The organism is Kitasatospora sp. NPDC048540, assembly GCF_040651175.1.
Taxonomy (GTDB): domain Bacteria; phylum Actinomycetota; class Actinomycetes; order Streptomycetales; family Streptomycetaceae; genus Kitasatospora.
Genome location: NZ_JBEZIR010000029.1, coordinates 1 through 17,983, shown reverse-complemented (window position 1 = coordinate 17,983; position 17,983 = coordinate 1). Strand labels below are relative to the sequence as shown.

Genomic DNA, 17,983 nt, shown 5'->3' with positions numbered 1-17,983 from the left:
GTATCGGCAGCATCCGTCAGTTCCCAGGGCGGTAGGTCAGCGGCTTGACCGGCACCTTGACGGAGATTGTGCCGCTCTTGGCGAAGGTGAGGTCCAGTTCGAGCTCGTCGCCGACCGCGGGCGGCCGCTGCCAACCCATGATCATCAGGTGGTTCCCGCCGCGGGCGAGTTCCAGGGAGCCGTGGGCCGGGACCGGGAGGCTGCCGACCTCCTCCATGGTGGTGTCGGAGGAGCGGTGCATGGTGACGGAGGACGCGGCGGGACTGGACACCCGGACCAGCTGGTCCGTGCCCTCGCCCTCGTTGCGGATCGTCAGGTACCCGGCGCCCATCCCGCCCGACAACGCGGGCAGTGGGATGTACGGGTCGGACACCACCAGCTTGGACGCCCCGGCCCCTGCTCCGACCCCCGTCCCGGCCCCCGCCCCGGTCCCCGAAGCGGCCCCCGCTGCTGCCGCACTCCCCGCCGCGCCGGCAGCCGCAACAGCCCCAACAGCACCGGAGCCCCCGGCGCCGCCCGCGTCCCCGGAGCCGCAGGCGACGAGTATCGCCCCGGCCGTCAGCACGGTCGCGAGACCCGCGCCGAGGAGGGCGTTGCGGCGGAAGGCGGTACTCACGCGGCGACTCCCTTGGCCAGCAGCGCGAGGTCGTGCGCGTACGTGTCGAGCGGCGTGTTGCTCATGTAGAGCAGGTGGGCCTTGTCGTCGCCGGGGAGGAAGGCCAGGACCTGGGCGCCGTGCGAGGAGGTGACCGAACCGTCCGCGTTGACGATCGGGTCCTCGACCAGCACCCCGAGCGACTTGGCGGCGGCCTTGACCTTCTCCAGGTCGCCGGTCAGGCCGATGAAGTCCTTGCCCATCGAGTCCAGCCAGGTGCGCAGCACCTGCGGGGTGTCCCGGGCGGGGTCGGTGGAGACGAAGACCACGTTGATCTTCTTACGGTCCTCGGCGGAGAGCTTCGACATCGCCACGCCGATGTCGCCCATGGTGGTCGGGCAGACGTCGGGGCAGCTGGTGTAGCCGAAGAAGAGCAGGGTGGCCCGGCCGGCGGTCCGGGTGCGCAGGTCGAAGGGCTGGCCGGAGGTGTCGCCGAGGGTGAGATCGGGCTTGTCGAAGTTCCGCTTCAGCACGCTTCCCTGGTAGGGGGAGTTGCTGCTCTCCTTGTTGATCTTCACGGTGCCGTCGCCGCCGGCGTTCCCCGACGCGGAGGAACCGCAGCCGGAGAGCGCGAGCGCGCCCGCCAGCGCGAGGGCGGCGACACCCACCAGCCGGGGCCGCACCGCCTGCCGGGGCCGCGCCACCGGGCCGGCCACCGTGCGGCCGGCCACCGAGCCGCCGGCCACCGTGCCGCCGGTCACCGGGCCGGCCGTCGAGCGGGCGGCCGCCGTCGGGCTCGACAGCGGACGGGAGTTCGCGTTGGACGTCGTACGTGCCATGGGAGAGATCCGATCGTGCGCGGGGGTCGGCGGCGGGGGCCGCACGCCGGCCCGGGTGGTCGCCCGGGGCCGGTCGCGCGGCCCCCGCCGGCCAGGGGTCAGGAGGCGGTGCTGCCGGTGTTGCCGGTGCTGTCGCCGCTCTTGCGGCGCAGACCGGCCACGCCCAGCGCGGAACCGATCACACCGACGACGATGCCGACCACACCGAGGGTCCGGGCGGTCGAGTCGTCGGACTTGGCGGCCGCCTGCGTGGTGGCCTGGCCGCCGGCGGCGTCGCCGCCGTGGTGGTCACCGGCGGCGGGGGAGGCGCTCGTGCCCGCGGCGGGCTTGGCCGCCGCGGGGGTGAGGGTCAGCACGGGCGCGGGCTTGGCCGGCTCGGGCTGGCCGTCCTTGGCCTCCTCGATCCAGCGGACGACGTCGCCGTTGTCGTAGGTCTGGAGCGCCTTGAAGGTCAGCTTGTCGGTGTCGGAGGGCAGCGCGCCGAGCGACACCCGGAAGTCCATGAACTGGCCGGGGCCGAGCTTGGTGCCGTCGTTGGCGGTCCAGGTGATCTTCGAGACGGCCTCGGTGATGTCCTGGCCGTGCGACTTGAGCGGCTTGTCGAGCTTGCTCTTCTCCATCGTGGCGGTCCAGCCCGGGACGGGCTCGGTCCGCACGGAGGCCATCGGGTGGTCCATCGGGAGGCTGACCTCCAGCTTCACCGTGGCGGCGCTGTCGTTCTCGTTCGGCACCCGGAAGGCGACGGCGGAGTAGCCGCCCTGCTGGGCGTTGCCCGGCTGCACGGTCACGTGCGCGAACGCGGGCGCCGCCATGGCGACGACGGCGGCGGCCGCGACGGCGGCGATCCCGGCGATCCGGCGGGCAGGAAGGGAACGCATCTGGTTGCTCCTGGGGGAGACGGGCACGTGTACGGGCCGCATCCGGCGGCGGCACACATGGCACTGGGGCTCTGAGGCAGGGACTTGGGCCGCCGTCGCACCACCGGAGACGGGGACGACGGGTCCGGCCACCTGATGCGCGCGCGTCCGTTCATCCGTCCACCCGCGTCCCGAGGGCCCCGGACCGATCCGGACCGATCCGGACGGCTCCCGGCCGACCGGGCCGATCACCCCCCCCCGAAGCCCCACCAGGAGCTCCACCGGGGATGCCACCGCCGAGGACCGGCCCACGGCCGGCCGACGCGAGTGCGATCACGGCCTCGACGACGGGTACGGGTCCGGGCAACGCGTGCGAGGACCGGTACGGATACGGGGGCGGGTCCCGTCGGGCCATCCCGACCGGCACCCGCAGGGTGTGGACGTCAGCGTGCGGACATCAGCGCGCGAAGGCCGTCAGCGGGGGACCCCGCCGGTGCACGCTGTGCCGTAGTGCTGCCGCCCCCGGCAGCCGCCAGTCCTCCGCCGGCCCGGTCGGCCGACGCAGTTCCCGCCCGTCCGCGAGCGGGCCCAACAGCACCGCCGCCAGCAGCGTCAGCGCGCTGCTCAGCGGTATCGCCCACTCCCGTGCGGCGACCGCCGTGACCCGGACCAGCCGCCACAGCGCGGCCTCGCCGCGGCGCAGCCACCAGCCGGCCACCAGGGCCGCGGCCAGGTGTCCGAGGAGCATCGAAGGGCTCATCCCGGTGAACGCGGCGGCGATCCCGGACACGTGCCCGGCGCCGGCGTGCGCGCCGACGGTGTACGCCTGCGGGTCGAGCCCGGCCGCGCTCACCACCTGCTCTGCCGTGCTGCCGGGCGGCAGCGCGCTGGGCCCGTTGCCGGGGCGGTCGTCGCAGATCAGTCGGCCGGCCAGGGCCGGCAGCACGCCGATCCCGGCGGCCTGGCCGCCCGCCGCGCCCGTCCCCGGTGTCCCGGTCATCCCGGTCATGCCCGCCATCGGACCCGCCACCGCGGACGCACCGGCCGCCGCCGTGGCGAGCCCGTGGAACAGCAGGTGCAGGCCGAGCTGGCCGATCCCCAGTGCGCCGGCGATCGCGGCCGCCGACCGTTCCCGGCCGCCGAGCAGCACGGCCGCCGCGGTGACCACCGCGAAGCCGCTCGCCAACGCCGGAAGTCCGACCTCGCCGCCGCCCACCAGGGCGTGCCCGGCCGCGGCGATCAGGGTGCACACCAGCGCGAACGGCACCGCGCGCGCCACCCGCAGGTCCCAGGCAGCGGCCGGCGCCCCGGTGGGGGTCGCGGCGGCTCCTCGGCGCGGGGCGCGGTGGCGGTCGGTCATGGCCGGGCCATCATCTCACCGCCTACCCGGCGCCCCGAGGCAGGGTCACCGGTACCCGGCCGATCCACGGCAGGCACCCGGAGTCGGTATGTCATCCCAGCATCCGAATGCGCCGTTCGGCCCCGGCGCGCGCGCCGCTCAATGCGCCGCTCGGCACAGAGTTCCACATCAGTCCATCCACCGGATGGGTGGCGCGGGCCCCGACGGACGGTTCGGTGCCGGATCGGTCGGAGATACCTAGTTGTATGTGGAGCCGCAGCCAGGAGGGACCTCCCGTGGACATCTGGTGGACTCTGCACCTCAAGCGCGACCCGGCGAGCGTGCCGCTGGCCCGGCGCATCCTGCTCGGCGCGATGGACAGCGCCGGCGTCGACCCCCAGATCGCCTACGACCTGGGCGTCGCCCTCACCGAGGCCTGCGCGAACGCGGTCGAGCACGCCATCACCGGCCGCCCGGACGAGGGCTTCCAGGTCACCGCCTCGATCACCGGCGACCGGCTGAGGATCGAGGTGGTCGACTCCGGGCCGGGTCTCCCGCCGATCGCCGCACCCGTGCTGCCGGCCGTCCCCCCGCTGCGCCGCCAGGGCGGTGTCCTCGCACCGGTCCGGCCCGGCGGGCGCCGCCGCTCCCGGCGCGGCCGGGCTTCCCTGCCCGCCCGGATCCTGACCGCCCACCGGCCCCGCCCGGCCGACCGCCCGGCGCCGTACGACACCCACGTCCTGCCGGCCGGCCGCCCGATGGTGGTCCGCACGCCCGACCTCGACGCCCTGCCCGACCTCACCGCCGAGTGCGGGCGCGGCCTGTTCCTCATCCACGCCCTGACCGACCACGTCCAGCTCCGCAACCACCCGCTGCGCGGTGCGATCGTCAGCTTCGACAAGGTCCTCAAGTGGCAGGACGACGCCCTGCTCCGCGCCTCCTGACCGGTGGCCGGCCTGGGTCGGCCTGGGTCGGCCTGGGTCGGCACGGACAGCACGGGGCGGCATGGGCGCCGCCGGGGCCCGGTCCCTGAAGGGCTAGCAGGAGTTGCCCTCCGCCGAAGGCCCTCGCAGCATGGTGATCATGATTCATCAGATGCGTGCCGAGTACGGGCCTGCGGGTGCGGCGTCGGGTGAGGTGAAGACCTGGCACATCGTGCGCGGGGACGACACCGTGGCGATGTGCGGCCGGGCCCTGGACCCGGACGCCGAGACCCGCGACGCCAAGCACTGGGTCGAGCACCCGGACCTGCACTGCCACTCCTGCGGGGCGCTCTTCCTGCGCGAGGCCCCGTACCTGCCGACCGAACACGACGAGTGACCCCGGGCCGAGCGGTCGAGACGGTCCCGCGCCCGTAGCCTGGCGCCATGGAGCCGATGATCCCGCTGCCGGCCGAGGCCGCCGCGCTGCGCGCCGGGGATCCCGCGCTGCCCGAGTACGTCGAGCGGCTGTGCGCCCGGATCGACCGACTCGACCCGGTGGTCCGCGCCTTCGTGCCCGAGCCGGGGCGCCACCACCGGCTGGCCGAGGCGGCCCGCGAACTCCAGGCCCGGACGGACGGGACGGCGCCCCCGGCCCACCGCACGCCCCCGGCGCACCACACATCACCGGCGCCCCCGGCCGCGCCCCCGGCCGGGCGGCCGCCGCTGTACGGCGTGGCGGTCGGGGTGAAGGACGTCATCCAGGTGGCCGGCCTGCCCACCCACGCGGGCTCCGCGTTGCCGCCCGGGGTGCTCGGCGGCCCGCAGGCGTCCCTGGTGACCCGGCTGCTGGCGGCCGGTGCGCTGGTCGCGGGGAAGACGGTGACCGCGGAGTTCGCCGTCCGGGCCCCCGGCCCGACCCGCAACCCGCGCGACCCGGCGCACACCCCTGGTGGTTCCAGCAGCGGTTCGGCGGCCGCCGTCGCGGCGGGCCTGGTGCCACTGGCGGTCGGCACCCAGACCGTCGGATCGGTGATCCGCCCGGCGGCGTACTGCGGGGTGGTGGGCTTCCGCCCCAGCTACGGACGGATCCCGGTGGACGGCGTGATCGCGCACTCGCCGAGCCTGGACACCGTCGGCGTGTTCACCTCCGACCTCGCGGGCGCCCGGCTGGCCGCCACCGTGCTCTGCGACGACTGGCGGCCGGGACCGGCGGAGGCAGCGGCGGGGAGCGCCGTGCCCGCAGGCGGACGGCCGCCGGTCTGCGCGGTACCCGGCGGCGCCTACCTGGAGCGGGCCGAGCCCGCCGCACGCGCCGAGTTCGACCGCACCCTGCGCCTGCTGCGCGAGCACGGGCTGACCATCCGGGCACTCGACCTGCCGGCCGACTTCGACGGACTCGTACAGCACCTGCGGCTGATCAACCGCTACGAGCTGGCCCAGGTGCACGCCGAGCTGTTCGCCCGCTTCGGCGCGCTGTACCGGCCGGAGACCGCGGCCGCGATCCGGCGCGGCCACGAGATCACCGCCGCCGACCACAGTGCCGCGCTGCACGCCCGGGACGGATTCCGGCGCCGGCTGGCGGCGTTCACCGCGGACGAGGGCATCGACCTGTGGCTCACCCCGGCCGCCACCGGCCCCGCCCCGCGCGGCCTGGACAGCACCGGCGACGCCGTGATGTCGCTGCCGTGGAGCTACGCCGGCGCGCCCGCCGTGACGCTGCCCGCCGGCCGGCTGGGAAGGCTCCCGCTCGGCCTGCAGTGCGTGGGGGCCGTCGGGGCCGACGAGGAGCTGCTGGCCTGCGCCGCCCATGTCGAGCAGGCCCTGGCCGGGGCGGGGAAGTCCGGCTAGGAACCGGCCGGGAACCGGAGGACGTCCACCGCACCCCGGGTACGACAGCAGGGGCGGGCCGTTCCCGGCCCGCCCCTGCCCGACCGCCGTGACCGGCCGTCAGCCGCCGCTCTTGCGACGGAAGGTGCGCTTCCCACCCGCGGCGCTGTGCGCCCCGTGGATCTTGGACTCGCCGCCGGGGCCGCCGGCCGTGCCGCCCGCCGGACCGCCGTGCTTGCGCTCCAGGGCGGCGAGGAACTTCGCCTTCACGTCGTCCTGGGCCGCGGGGGCGGCCTCGGGCTCCGGCTGCTGCCCGGGTTCGGCTGTTTCGCTGCTCATTCGGGGGACCTCCTGGACGGGAGCTGGTGTGCAGGGCACACACTGTCACGTCCCGCTGCCATCCCGCTGACAAAAGGTACGCCGCGGGTCGTCAGTGCTGCTCGTCGGGGAAGTGCGGCCCGCCGATCAGGTACAGGAGCGCCATCGTGGGGAAGACGAACGAGGCGATCACCAGGACGAAGAACTGCCAGACCATCGCATGCTCCAGACTCCCGGAGGCGGACCCGCAGGACACGCGGGACCCTCGGCGTGAGGGGCCGACCATCCGACGGTATGTCCCGGTCCGGGCGGCTGCCACCGGGGCCCGGGGCGCCCCGTCGAGGGATCAAGGACCGGAGTCTGTCCCCCGTCCGCCCGGCGCCGCCACACTGGCGGGATGCAGGTACAGCTGGCGGGCGAGCCCGCAAGACCGGACCGGGTGAGTGAGGACTTCACCGCCGCCACGCCCGAGGCCCTGGTGCTGCTCGACGGGTCCGGCTCCCCCGAGGGGCTGGAGTCCGGCTGCGGCCACGGCGTCGCCTGGTACGTCCGCCGCCTCGGGGTGCACCTGCTCACCCGGATGACCGACCGCGCGGACCGGTCCGCCGCCGAGTGCCTGGCCGACGCCATCGCGGAGACGGCCGCCCTGCACGGCGGCCGGTGCGACCTCGCGCACCCCAACACCCCGGCGGCGATGGTGGTGGCCGCCCGCCTGCACGGCAACTCGCTGGAGTACCTGGTGCTCGGCGACTCGCTGCTGGTGCTGCAGCTGGTGGACGGCCCGCCGCGGGTGATCGGCGACAACCAGCGCTTCCCCGCCGGGGAGGAGCTGCGCCGCGAGGTCCTCGCGGCGGCGCCCGGTTCGGCGGAGCGCGCGGCGCTGCGGATGCAGTACGCCCTGGCGGTCCGCGCGGCCCGCAACACCGGGCACGGGCCGTGGATCGCCGCGGCCGCGCCGAAGGCGGCCGGGTACGCCGAGAGCGGGTTCGTCCGGCTGTCGGCGCTGTCCGCGCTGGCGGCGTTCAGTGACGGCGCCGCGCGCTACGGCGGCCTGTTCCGGCTGGGGAGCTGGGGCGACGCGCTGGCGCTGCTGGCGGCGTCCGGTCCGGCCGAGCTGATCGCCCGGGTCCGGGCGGTGGAACGCTCGGACGGGCGCTGCGCCCGCTGGCCGAGGGCTTCGGCCCACGACGACGCCTCGGCCCTGTACGCCAGGTTCTGACTCCCCGGACACCGCCGAGCGGCGGGGCCGGCCCCGGGGGAAGGGCGGCCCCGCCGCTGATCGGGGGGTGGGTCGGATCGGAGGGGGCGGGTGCGGCGCGGTCAGTCGATCGGGTGACCGAAGGACCCGGACTGGAAGTCCTCCATCGCCTGCTGGAGCTCGCGGTGGCTGTTCATCACGAACGGCCCGTACCAGGCGACCGGCTCCTTGATCGGCTGCCCGCCGAGGACGATCACGTCCAGTGCGGGGTGCCGGGAGTCCTGCTTGGCGTCGGCGGAGACGGTGATGGTGTCGCCCTCGCCGAAGACCGCGGCCTGGCCGGTGTGCACCGGACGGCCCTCGGCGCCGACCTTGCCGTTGCCGTTCAGGACGTAGACCAGGGCGTTGAAGTCGGGCCGCCAGGGGATGGTGGCCTGCGCGCCCGGGGTGATGGTGGCGTGCATCAGGGTGATCGGGGTGTGGGTCGAGCCGGGGCCGCGGTGGCCGTCGAGGTCACCGGCGATCAGCCGGAGCACCGAGCCGCCGTCCGGGGTGGTCAGCAGCTTGACGTGGCCGCCGTGGATGTCCTGGTAGCGGGGGCCGGTCATCTTGTCGCTGGCCGGGAGGTTGACCCAGAGCTGGATGCCGTGGAACAGGCCGCCGGACAGCACCAGCGACTCGGGCGGCGTCTCGATGTGCAGGATGCCGGAGCCGGCCGTCATCCACTGGGTGTCACCGCCCCCGAGGTGGCCGCCGCCGCCGTGCGAGTCCTTGTGCACGAACTCGCCGTCGATCAGGTACGTCACGGTCTCGAAGCCGCGGTGCGGGTGCCACGGGGTGCCCTTGGGTTATGTCAGTTAGGGGAGTAGTACCATCAGTCTTCATGTCCGCACCAGCAGTGATCACCGGCATGGACGTCCATGCGGCCGTCTACGCGCGCCAGTCCGACGCGCGCGAGAACGCCAGTGAAGCCTCCACCACGACCCAGCGCGAACTGGGTACAGCTGAGGCCAAGCGCCGCGACGCCAAGTCGGTCGCCTACTACGAGGACCTCGGCATCTCGGCGTTCACCGGAGTCGAGCGGCCGCAGTTCGAGAAGCTGTTGCAGGACTGCCGGGCAGGCCGGATCAACCTGCTCATCGTCTACTACGTCAGCCGGCTCTCACGCCTTGACCCGCTCGACGCGATCCCGGTCGTCGTCGAGCTGCTGAACCTCGGTGTGACCATCGTCAGCGTCACCGAGGGGGAGTTCCGCAAGGGCAACCTCGTGGACCTGATCCACATGTTCATGCGCCTGGACCAGGCCCACAACGAGAGCAAGAACAAGAGCGTGGCCGTCCGGGGCGCCAAGGCCACGGCGCTCGGCCTGGGCGGGTACATCGGCGGCAAGGCGCCGTACGGCTTCGAGTTGAAGGCCGAGACCAGGCTCACGGCGGACGGCCGACCGATCGTCATCCAGACCCTCGTGCACACCGAGAACGAGCCGGACGTCATTCGCGGCTGGTGGGCGACGATCAAGAAGCACAAGGACGCGCCGTACGACCCCAAGCGCCGCCGCCACCCCGGTTCGCTCGGCGGGATCGTCAACAGCATGAACAACGAGGTCCTCGTCCCGACACGCGGCGCCACCTACGGCAAGAAGACGAAGGACAGCGCGTGGGACACGAAGACCGTGAAGCGCATCCTCCGGGACCCCCGGATAGCCGGATTCGCGGCCGTGCCCGTGTACAAGGTCCGGGAAGACGGTAAGACCACGAGCCAGATAGAGACCTACCGCATCCTCCGAGACCCCGAGACGATGCTCCCGCTCCAGATCTACGAGCCGATCATCCCGCCGGATGCGTGGTACGAGTTGCAGGAGTGGCTCGACGGGCGAGGACGCGGAAAGGGGCTTTCGCGGGGCGAGTCCCTGCTGTCCGCCATGGCGGTCCTGTTCTGCGAGTGCGGAGCTGTGAAGACCTCGCACGCCGACGCCAAGCCGGTGAAGCGCGCCTATCGCTGCCGCCGCCGCAAGGTGCTTCCCGGTCAGCACGCAGGAGACTGCACTATCAGCCAGGCGGCGCTGGACGACCACGTGGCACGAAGCATCTTCGCTCTGCTGCGGGAGGTCGAGCATGATCACGAGGCTCTGGCGGTTCTCGCCGAGGCCACGCGCAGGTTCGGCGTCGCGAACGAGGCGCCCGAACGGTCCCGTGAGCGCGCGACCTTGGTTGCTGATCGCGCCGACGCCGTGAGGGCGCTGGAAGAGCTGTACGACGACCGCAAGGCGGGTGGCTTCCGAGGGGACATCGGCCGACGGAGGTTCGTTGCGGAAGAGTCCACGCTGCTGGGTCTCCTGGAGGCGGCCGAGGCGAGGATCGCAGTCCTGGAGGAAGCCGCGACACCGGTGATCCCCATCGCCGAGTGGTTGCCCGAGGATCCAGCGGCCGACCCCATCGGCCCGGGTTCGTGGTGGCAGAGCGCGCCCCTCCCGGAGCGCCGGAAGTTCGTCAAGCTCTTCGTGGACCGGATCACCGTGTCCAAGTCCAAGGAACGCGGCGGACGAGGGCCGGTGCATGAGCGGGTGAAGATCGGCTTCGCCAAGCGGCAGGAAACGGCTGACGACGGCGGGCAGCGCGTGCTGTGACGGTTGCCAGGAGATGAAGCAGGTCCCGGACAGCGATGTCCGGGACCTGCGCGACAACAGCGGGTCGATTCGCCCCCAATGCTCCCGGGGAGTCGATCTCGGGAGGAAGGCCGTGGGACGGAAGCGGTGCTGGTCAAGGCGGCGAGGGTGCACGACGGTACAGCCGACAGGAGGCTGCTGACCCAGGTGGCCGCCAGCCACCCCCGCGCATTCGTCATGACTGGCGCCTGACAGATTGGCAGGTTTGCGTTGAGGTAGACCGGCAACGGCCTGACTCTGTCCCTGGCCGGGGGCCCCAGTCGGACCCAATACGATCCCTTTGATCGGATTGATGGACCAGAGGGGGAACCGCAGTGATCACACGGAAGCGGGCACGGGGCTGGAGCGCAATGGGGGCCGCCGCTCTCCTCACGATCGGTGTGGCCGGTTGTTCTTCCGTGAGCCGGTCCGGGACGTCTCCGGCGTCTTCCGCCGCCGGCGCCTCGGTCAGCGCCATGGCCAGCTCGACACCATCGTTCACCGAAGCGCAGGCCCAGCAGGTTTTCGAGCGGTACGGCCGGGAGAGGCAGGCGGCCACCGAGAAGGGCGATACCGAGGCGCTCGCCCGGGTGGAGGACGGGCAGCTGCTCAAGGAGAACCGAGCCGAGGCACAGCTGCACCAGGCCAACGGAACCAAGAACGATCCGATCCGGCCTGTCCGCCCGGTGTACCTGATCCCGCAGACCGGCTCCGGAGAGCCGCAGAGCTTCGCCGTCCTGAGCAAGACGGAGGGACGGGAAACGGACCGCAGTTCGACGCTGACCTTCTTCACGCGCGACCGGGCGGGCGGGGAGTGGAAGGCGGTCGTGGCCACATGGGTGGTGACCGAGGCACCGCCGACGACGGCTCCGACCGACGCCCCCTCCTCGACACCGGCGCCGGGCCAACGCTCACTGCACCCGAAGGTAATGCCGGCCCTGGCCCGCGGAACGTCCGGGGGCGTGGAGCTGTCGCCGACAGCGGAGACGGACACCGGTGTGTGCGGGCGCTATGCCCAGTACCTGAGCTTCACCGTGCCGGCCGGGAAGCCGGAGAGCGCCGACTTCGAACGAGGTGACTTCACCAACGGCCTGGTGGACTACTTCAACGGATGGGACCAGAAGGTGCTCGAGCGCAGCCTCTCCTTCCGTTCGCTGACAAACGCGCTGCCGACGTTCCGGCTGCAGGACGGCGGCTCCCTCGTCATCTGCACACTGGAGGGCACGTACCGGGACCGGGGCCGGACGCCGGCCAACTGGATCGAGCCGAGCGACGACACCGACGCGCTGCTGGGACGGGGCCGCAAGTGGTCCAGCATCGAGGAGGTGTGGTCCGTGCCGGCCGTCGTGGAAGTGCCGCAAGGGGGCGGCCCCGCAACGGTGCTCTCCTCGGAGGCGTATGGAGCGACGAAGCTGTCGGTGACGGGTGTGGAGTGGAAGTAGTGGGACCAATCGAGGGGGCGCGGCCTCAGCGGCTGGGCACCCTCGCCAGCCTGCCGAGGTATCAGTCCCGGAAGTCCGCCTCGGGGTATAGGCCCTCGTCGCAGGCGAGGTCGTCCGACCGCACCTGACCATGGCCACCCGGGTTACCACCAGGCGGACGAAGGCGCGTCCGGCCCCCGGGGTTCTGGGGGCGGTGACCCCAGGTTGCCGGACGGCGCTCGATGCGGGGTGCGAATTGGCAGGCGGGCCAGCCCCGGCGGGAACTTGTCAGGCCAGCCTTAGCTCCATGGTCCGATGACCTTCAACGTCGGCCTCCGGAAGGAGACTTCGACGCCACCGGCTACCGTGACCGTGACGAGTTCGAGCGCGAGTTCGCAGAGCGCTTCGCCCGTGATGCCGGAGAGCTGGGCGCGGATCTCGCCAGCTTCGTCGGCGATCATCCGAGAGGGCGAACTGAACTGGAAGCGTCCGAGGCCATAGTCCTCCGCCAGACGGAAGGTCACGGCGGTCTCAGGCTGGGGAGCCTGGAGCATCTTGGCCAGCGCGACCCGCTCCTCGGAAGAGTCGGGGCAGCCACAAGGAGCCCCCCGTACCTCGGTCGGCGACAGGAACAGGGCACCGTCGCAGTGGTGGACGAGCCCCTTCGGCCCCCACAATCGCATCTCGGTCGAGACGGAGCGCGCGCCGTCGAGGACGATGCGAACCGCAGGCGAACCGGTCACTACCCCCTGGGCCCAGTCGTCGGCCGGTGCGCCACCGAGGAGTCGAGCGACCGCGACACCAGTGTCCGGGGTGACGGTGGAGACCCGCCAATTGGGCAGCGACTCAGGGCGGTTGTCGGTCCGGCGGCCGGTGTGAAAGCGGCCCACGACTGCGTCGTTGGGCGCGCGGACGGCCAGAACAGCCGAGGGGTCGGCCAGCTTGCGTGCGCCCTTGCCACCGGCGGACCCCCGCTCATGGAGCGCTGCGAGCGAGCCGTCGATGACATGGCTGGCGCGGAGGATGCTGGTAGTGGCCAGTGCTGGCCGCGCAGCCGCCGCTGGGGCCTGAAGGGCCTTCAGGCGGGTAGTCGCACAGCGGGCGTTCGGCTGGGCAGTGCTGAGGGACAGCTGGGGCATGCGGCTCCTCTTACGGTGGCCGGCGGGCTGCAACCCGGGCTACCGCATGACGACGTCGTGGATGGGCGGTTGGGGAGAGGGCGGCTCCCGACTGGGAGCGAGAAGGCGGCGATCGGACGTCAGCATCGAGATCGCGGGAGCCGGACTGGCCGCGGTCTGTCGCGGCGGCACGGCGGAGAAGCTGCGTCGGCGTCCAGCGGGGTGCGGACGGGCAGCTGGGAACAGACCCGTCAGATGGGTCTGGGGGAGTCGCTGGGGGCGGTCGCGGCGGGGGCCGAGACGAACAGCGCGGTGGTGGGCTGGCAGGAGCCGCGGGTTGCGGCTGCGTGTTGCTTTGGCGGCATGCGAGTCCCTCCCCGGTGGCTGGTGGGCTGCAACCCTGCACCGTGGTCGATCGTCGTGGATAGGCGTTGCGCGGTTGGTGGCCGCGTGGGGTGTGACGTTAGCTCTGGATTCCGGCCGCGCCAAACGGCTGGCCGGGCTCGGTGAGCACGGTAAGAGTCGGTCCGGCCGTTTTCCAAAAAGATCTTGAGCGATCGGCAACGGTCTGGGCGACGGCCCGGACTGGTCACTCGTCGCTGTGGACCGGCTCGGTCGGCATCTTGCCGCCCTTGAGGAACTCCTGGACCAGTGGCGTCGGCGCATATCTGCGGTACTCGAAGGAGAGGCCGATCGCGATCTTCCCGCGCAGCCGCTTGCGGTTGTGGGGGAAGTCCTGGCAGTACTTCTCGGCGGCGGCCAGGGCTTTGGTCGTGAACTCGGCGCCTTGCGCGGCCAGGCGGTAGCCCTGGACCACGTGTTCGGCGAGTTCCTGCATGATCTTCTCTTCGGGAGAGGTCGAAGGGCCGAGGAAGTCCTCCAGGGACAGGTCGAAGACCTTGGCGAAGCCGATCGCCTCGTTGAGGTTGATCCGCCGCCGTGGTTCGCCGCTCTCGATGCGCCAGACCGAGGACTGGTTGATCGGGTAGCCGGCCTCGGTCATGCGCTTGGCCAGCTCGCCGGTGCTCCAGCCGCGTCGCTCGCGTTCCAACCGGACCCGCTCGGCAGCGTTCTCCTCGCTCAAGGTGGCAACAGGGGTCTCGCCGGTCGCACTGCCTTCCGACCCCTCCTTCACCGGCTCGCCGGAAGATCCCTCCGCGGCATTGTCCCGCTTGGGCACTCGATTCACCTCGCATCCCTTTCCGAGGCGACTTGCATAACGGCCGCCGGGGTGCCATGATGATGCATGCCGAAAGGCTTGTCAAGCCGAACCGCATCGCGGCTCGGTGTGCTGCCTGCCGCCCAGAAAGGCCGAAGGCCCCCGGTGCGATCAACACCGAGGGCCTGAAAGGTCCAAAAACCGCCCATCCACGACGATCGACCACGGTGCAGGGTTGCAGCCCATGCGCACCGAGGAAGGACCAACGTGCTCCAGCGTACGGCGTCGCCCCTGTGCGGCGCACCTGCCTCGCACAGTTCCACCCCGAAGGCGGGGTGGTAGATCATGGCGCGCATCCGCACCATCAAGCCCGAGTACCCGGTGTCGGAGGACCTGGCCTCGGTGTCCCTGACCGCCGAGCGTACGTTCCTGTGCCTGATCACTCAGGCCGACGACGAGGGACGCCACCGCGACAACGCGGCGGTCCTCAACGGCGCGCTGTGGTCGCTGCGGCCCGAGCACACCCCGCTCGACACCGAAGACGAACTGCGCCAGCTCGCCGAGACCGGCCTCATCTGCCGGTACACCGGCTGCGACGGCCGCCAGTACCTCCACATCACCAAGTGGCGCGAGCACCAGAAGATCTCCCACCCGACGGCCTCCCGCCTGCCCTCCTGCCCGGCCCACGAAGCCGGTCGTGGGTGCGGCAAGTGCAAGGCCAAGGACTGCGCGCGCCCGGCTCCGGAGAACTTCCGGACCTCTCCGGAGCCGGTCGTGACCGCTGCGGAGGCCCTCCCCGGACCTCTCGTCGGCGAGCCCGCAGCTGGCGGCCTCATGCTCGGCCTCGCGCCCGCGATGGTCGCAGCGGCGATGCCGCCCTCGGGGAAAGCCGCAGGTCAGAGCATGCCTCCGGAGGTTCTCGTGAGGACTCCGGAGAGTTTCGTGCCTGGACCATGGACCTTGGACCATGGACCTTCCCCTGAGGGGGGCGGCTTCGCCGCGCCCGCTCCCACGCCCTCGTCGGCCGCAGCTGACGAGAATAGGCCGGTCCACGTCGGCACACCGGCAGCCGAGCCGCGCGTGAACGCGGGCACGCTGCTGGCCGAGTACATCTCCGGCTGCCCCGCGCCGGTGCCCGCCAAGGTGAAGGGCCACCTCGCCAAGGTCATCAAGGAGCTGCTCGACACGGGCACGCGCCCCGACCACGTCCGGGCCGGGCTTGCCCTGTGGGGAGAGAAGGCGCTGAGCCCCGGCCTGCTGCCGAGCATGGTCCACCAGGCGCTCAACGCCCGGCCCGCCCACACGGCGCACACCGGGCACACCGCCGCCCGCTCGCCGTACCAGCCCTTCACCAACCCGGCCGACGCCCGCGCCTACTTCGAGGGGGACCTGTGACCAGCCTGCCCGGCGCCCGCCGCGCCGCCGACCGCGACCCCCAGCCCGCCTCGGGCGCCGTCCGGCGCCTCCACCAGCTCATGGCCGACCGGGGCATCGACCCCGACCGGCCGCTGACCGACGCCGCCGAACCGTCGAGTGTGCTGGAGCTCGCGGACCGCCGCATCCCGCCGCGCTACCGCCTCGCCGTCGCCGACCACCCGGACGTGGCCACCTGGGTCCAGCAGGTCACTCTGGCCTGCCGCCCCGGCCCCGGCGGCACGCCCGGTATCGCCCAGGGCCCCTCGCTCCTGATCGCCGGACCCACCGGCTCCGGCAAGACCCACCAGGCGTACGGCGCGATCCGCAGCCTGCTCGCGGCCGGAGTGCGGCTGCGGTGGGCGAAGCTCACCGCAACAGAGCTGTACGCCGCTCAGCGGCCCCGCCAGGGCGTGGACACCGAGCGGGAGATGCGCGAGCTGATGACCTGCCCGCTGCTGGTCCTGGACGACCTCGGTGCCGCGAAGGCGTCCGAGTGGACCGAGGAGCTGACGCTGCGGCTGGTCAACCACCGCTACGAGTACATGCTCCCGACGCTCTTCACCACCAACCTCCCGCTCGGCGAGATCAAGGCCGCCCTCGGCGACCGCACCGCCTCCCGCCTCGCGGAGATGTGCGAGCGCGCCATCCTCACCGGCACCGACCGCCGAAGGCGCACAACCGCGTAGACCCGCAGAGCCGCCTCGCCCACGTTTTCGGCCAGCACCGCCAGGCCCGACGCGCGCCCGCCTTCTCGCGCGCGGCCTCGGAGTGGCCCATCCACACCTTCCCCTGCCGCCGCCCGGCCCCTCGTGCTGCCCGCGCGCGGCCGGGCCACCCTGGAGCACCCCACATGACCACCGCCTCGATACCCGGCACCCGCACGGCACCCGCCCGCGCCACTGCCTGGGACCGCCTCGCGGTCGCACTGCTCGGCGTCATCGGCTTCATCCTGTCCTACGACGCCCTGCGGCAGATGGCCGCCGCGACCCACGTCCGCGGCCCGCTCACCTACCTGTTTCCGATCATCGTCGACGGGTTCATCGCCTACGGCGTGCGCGCCCTGCTCGTCCTGCGCGACGCCCGCTGGCCCGCCCGCGCCTACGCCTGGACGCTGTTCGCCGGCGCCACCGCCACCAGCGTCTGGGCCAACGCCCTGCACGCCATCCGCCTCAACCAACTGCCCGCTGCCAGCAGCGGACTGAAGCTCGGCAACACCGTCGTCGGCGCCCTGTCCACACTCGCCCCACTCGCCCTCGCCGGCGCCGTCCACCTCTACATCCTCATCGCCCGCCACGGCCACACCACCACCGACAGCGAGCAGGTCGACCCTGCGCACGACGAGCGCTCCGCCGACCCGGTCCCGGCAGACCACGGCACGGATGTACAGCCGGAGCAGGCGCAGGACCGCAGCGACGAGAACGCACTGCTGACGCTGCTGTCCGCCGCCGGCCTTCTGCCCGACGAGTGGAGCGGCGCACTTCCCGGCCCCCAGTCGGCAGAAGTCGACGAGCCGATCGGCACTCGGGACGCCCCGGTCGGCGGGCAGTCCGAACCCGCCAGCCCGCCGGACGACTCCCGCGCCGAGGAGCCTGCCACCGCCGCGCAGGACAAGCCGATCGGCCGCCCGCCGGGGGCGCCCATGGAGCAACTGGTGGAGATCGGCCTCCAGGCCGCCATCGCCCATGGTCGGCTCAACCGCGCGATCGTCGAGAAGGCCGTCCGGGAGGCCGGCCTCCCGCTCGGCAGTACCCGCTTCACGGAGCTGATGAAGAAGCTCCGCCTCGCATGGGATGGCGAGCAGAGCCGTCAGGACCCCGAGGCTGACTGACCACCGGGGTGTCCGGCCGACCGGCACCGGTCGGCCGGACACCGACTTCTGCCGAATCGCAGACGCAGTCGGCAAAAGTCCCACGACCCCAGGTATCGCACCCGGCAGAACTCGCCCTTGCTACGGACCGCCCGTCCCACGCGCCAGTCCACGCCCGGAAGGTTCTGTCCAACGCGCCGCCTATACCCGTGGAGTCCGGCCGGGCCAAACCGGCGCCCGACCGGAAACTGCCCACCCACGCCCCTACGGCCCTACACCGTCCCGCACCACCGAGGAGCGCCACCCGTGAACGCCGCCCGCCGAGCCCTGAACAGCCTGCTCGGGAAGCCTGTAAACTCCCAGGACCGCAACGGAGTTGAGGACCTCCCTGCCCCAGAAAGCGGAGCAAGCGAGTGCGTACGAGGCCCCTACGGAGCCACGCACGCGGACGTCCACGCCCCGGCCGGCGTGGTCCAACCCGTGGAGCCGCGGGCGGCAGCACCGGCGCGGAGCCCCGCCCGC

Annotated in this window: 16 protein-coding genes and 1 pseudogene; 9 read left to right on the top strand and 8 right to left on the bottom strand. The window is 72.6% G+C overall.

Translation table 11 applies throughout. The features are described from left to right. Positions 1 to 16 precede the first annotated feature (16 nt). From AB0D08_RS14275 to AB0D08_RS14260, 4 genes are all read right to left on the bottom strand, one after another. Positions 17 to 616: a copper chaperone PCu(A)C gene (locus AB0D08_RS14275; protein WP_359888668.1), complete on the bottom strand. Its 600-nt coding sequence runs from the start codon at positions 614 to 616 to the stop codon at positions 17 to 19. Next, complete coding sequence (locus AB0D08_RS14270) at positions 613 to 1,434, bottom strand: SCO family protein (RefSeq protein ID WP_082526959.1); 822 nt, start codon at positions 1,432 to 1,434, stop codon at positions 613 to 615. Before AB0D08_RS14270 ends, AB0D08_RS14275 begins: the two co-directional genes overlap by 4 nt. 98 nt (positions 1,435 to 1,532) lie before the next feature. Next, complete coding sequence (locus tag AB0D08_RS14265) at positions 1,533 to 2,312, bottom strand: YcnI family protein (RefSeq protein WP_033823620.1); 780 nt, start codon at positions 2,310 to 2,312, stop codon at positions 1,533 to 1,535. A 436-nt stretch (positions 2,313 to 2,748) separates the two neighbouring features. Beyond that, positions 2,749 to 3,651: a hypothetical protein gene (locus tag AB0D08_RS14260; protein WP_359888665.1), complete on the bottom strand. Its 903-nt coding sequence runs from the start codon at positions 3,649 to 3,651 to the stop codon at positions 2,749 to 2,751. Between the two features lie 275 nt (positions 3,652 to 3,926). Here AB0D08_RS14260 and AB0D08_RS14255 point away from each other — a divergent pair, with 275 nt between their 5' ends. The 3 genes from AB0D08_RS14255 (at position 3,927) to AB0D08_RS14245 (ending at position 6,401) form a co-directional block, all read left to right on the top strand. Then, the gene (locus AB0D08_RS14255) at positions 3,927 to 4,574 is read left to right on the top strand and encodes an ATP-binding protein (RefSeq protein ID WP_033823619.1); all 648 of its coding nucleotides are present in this window, start codon (positions 3,927 to 3,929) and stop codon (positions 4,572 to 4,574) included. A 139-nt stretch (positions 4,575 to 4,713) separates the two neighbouring features. After that, positions 4,714 to 4,950, top strand: coding sequence for a hypothetical protein (locus tag AB0D08_RS14250; RefSeq protein ID WP_033823650.1), 237 nt, complete (start codon positions 4,714 to 4,716; stop codon positions 4,948 to 4,950). Between the two features lie 47 nt (positions 4,951 to 4,997). Then, entirely contained in the window at positions 4,998 to 6,401 is a 1,404-nt protein-coding gene (locus AB0D08_RS14245; RefSeq protein ID WP_033823618.1) for an amidase, read from the top strand. A 99-nt stretch (positions 6,402 to 6,500) separates the two neighbouring features. Here the strand turns inward: AB0D08_RS14245 and AB0D08_RS14240 are convergent, their stop codons facing one another. After that, positions 6,501 to 6,719 (bottom strand): DUF5302 domain-containing protein, encoded by a 219-nt coding sequence (locus AB0D08_RS14240; RefSeq protein ID WP_033823617.1) that lies wholly within the window; start codon positions 6,717 to 6,719, stop codon positions 6,501 to 6,503. 376 nt (positions 6,720 to 7,095) lie between these two features. Between AB0D08_RS14240 and AB0D08_RS14235 the strand changes: the two genes are divergently transcribed. Next, the gene (locus AB0D08_RS14235; RefSeq protein ID WP_033823616.1) at positions 7,096 to 7,917 is read left to right on the top strand and encodes a protein phosphatase 2C domain-containing protein; all 822 of its coding nucleotides are present in this window, start codon (positions 7,096 to 7,098) and stop codon (positions 7,915 to 7,917) included. Positions 7,918 to 8,018: 101 nt separating this feature from the next. On the opposite strand, the pseudogene AB0D08_RS14230 reads toward AB0D08_RS14235, so the two are convergent. Beyond that, positions 8,019 to 8,744: pseudogene (locus AB0D08_RS14230) on the bottom strand (pirin-like C-terminal cupin domain-containing protein); the annotation flags it as partial. 35 nt (positions 8,745 to 8,779) lie between these two features. Between AB0D08_RS14230 and AB0D08_RS14225 the strand changes: the two are divergent. Together AB0D08_RS14225 and AB0D08_RS14220 are read left to right on the top strand one after the other, a co-directional pair. After that, the gene (locus AB0D08_RS14225; RefSeq protein WP_359888659.1) at positions 8,780 to 10,522 is read left to right on the top strand and encodes a recombinase family protein; all 1,743 of its coding nucleotides are present in this window, start codon (positions 8,780 to 8,782) and stop codon (positions 10,520 to 10,522) included. 494 nt (positions 10,523 to 11,016) lie between these two features. Beyond that, entirely contained in the window at positions 11,017 to 11,982 is a 966-nt protein-coding gene (locus AB0D08_RS14220) for a hypothetical protein (RefSeq protein WP_359888656.1), read from the top strand. 278 nt (positions 11,983 to 12,260) lie between these two features. Here the strand turns inward: AB0D08_RS14220 and AB0D08_RS14215 are convergent, their stop codons facing one another. Together AB0D08_RS14215 and AB0D08_RS14210 are read right to left on the bottom strand one after the other, a co-directional pair. After that, the gene (locus AB0D08_RS14215) at positions 12,261 to 13,100 is read right to left on the bottom strand and encodes a hypothetical protein (RefSeq protein WP_359888653.1); all 840 of its coding nucleotides are present in this window, start codon (positions 13,098 to 13,100) and stop codon (positions 12,261 to 12,263) included. A gap of 568 nt (positions 13,101 to 13,668) precedes the next feature. Then, on the bottom strand, positions 13,669 to 14,163 hold the full coding sequence (locus AB0D08_RS14210) for a helix-turn-helix transcriptional regulator (protein ID WP_359888651.1): 495 nt from the start codon (positions 14,161 to 14,163) through the stop codon (positions 13,669 to 13,671). Between the two features lie 420 nt (positions 14,164 to 14,583). Here AB0D08_RS14210 and AB0D08_RS14205 point away from each other — a divergent pair, with 420 nt between their 5' ends. From AB0D08_RS14205 to AB0D08_RS14195, 3 genes are all read left to right on the top strand, one after another. Continuing rightward, a complete protein-coding gene (locus AB0D08_RS14205; protein WP_359888648.1) occupies positions 14,584 to 15,633 on the top strand; it encodes a hypothetical protein in 1,050 nt (349 codons plus the stop codon). Positions 15,634 to 15,713: 80 nt separating this feature from the next. Continuing rightward, a complete protein-coding gene (locus AB0D08_RS14200; protein ID WP_359888729.1) occupies positions 15,714 to 16,340 on the top strand; it encodes an ATP-binding protein in 627 nt (208 codons plus the stop codon). A 164-nt stretch (positions 16,341 to 16,504) separates the two neighbouring features. After that, positions 16,505 to 17,482, top strand: coding sequence for a DUF2637 domain-containing protein (locus AB0D08_RS14195; RefSeq protein ID WP_359888645.1), 978 nt, complete (start codon positions 16,505 to 16,507; stop codon positions 17,480 to 17,482). Positions 17,483 to 17,983: the final 501 nt, after the last annotated feature.

Coding starts and splice junctions, on each gene's coding strand:
- AB0D08_RS14270 (WP_082526959.1), bottom strand. CDS start 1,434: ATGGCACGTACGACGTCCAACGCGAACTCCCGTCCGCTGTCGAGCCCG.
- AB0D08_RS14265 (WP_033823620.1), bottom strand. CDS start 2,312: ATGCGTTCCCTTCCTGCCCGCCGGATCGCCGGGATCGCCGCCGTCGCG.
- AB0D08_RS14260 (WP_359888665.1), bottom strand. CDS start 3,651: ATGACCGACCGCCACCGCGCCCCGCGCCGAGGAGCCGCCGCGACCCCC.
- AB0D08_RS14250 (WP_033823650.1), top strand. CDS start 4,714: ATGATTCATCAGATGCGTGCCGAGTACGGGCCTGCGGGTGCGGCGTCG.
- AB0D08_RS14245 (WP_033823618.1), top strand. CDS start 4,998: ATGGAGCCGATGATCCCGCTGCCGGCCGAGGCCGCCGCGCTGCGCGCC.
- AB0D08_RS14240 (WP_033823617.1), bottom strand. CDS start 6,719: ATGAGCAGCGAAACAGCCGAACCCGGGCAGCAGCCGGAGCCCGAGGCC.
- AB0D08_RS14235 (WP_033823616.1), top strand. CDS start 7,096: ATGCAGGTACAGCTGGCGGGCGAGCCCGCAAGACCGGACCGGGTGAGT.
- AB0D08_RS14225 (WP_359888659.1), top strand. CDS start 8,780: ATGTCCGCACCAGCAGTGATCACCGGCATGGACGTCCATGCGGCCGTC.
- AB0D08_RS14220 (WP_359888656.1), top strand. CDS start 11,017: ATGGCCAGCTCGACACCATCGTTCACCGAAGCGCAGGCCCAGCAGGTT.
- AB0D08_RS14215 (WP_359888653.1), bottom strand. CDS start 13,100: ATGCCCCAGCTGTCCCTCAGCACTGCCCAGCCGAACGCCCGCTGTGCG.
- AB0D08_RS14205 (WP_359888648.1), top strand. CDS start 14,584: ATGGCGCGCATCCGCACCATCAAGCCCGAGTACCCGGTGTCGGAGGAC.
- AB0D08_RS14200 (WP_359888729.1), top strand. CDS start 15,714: ATGGCCGACCGGGGCATCGACCCCGACCGGCCGCTGACCGACGCCGCC.
- AB0D08_RS14195 (WP_359888645.1), top strand. CDS start 16,505: ATGACCACCGCCTCGATACCCGGCACCCGCACGGCACCCGCCCGCGCC.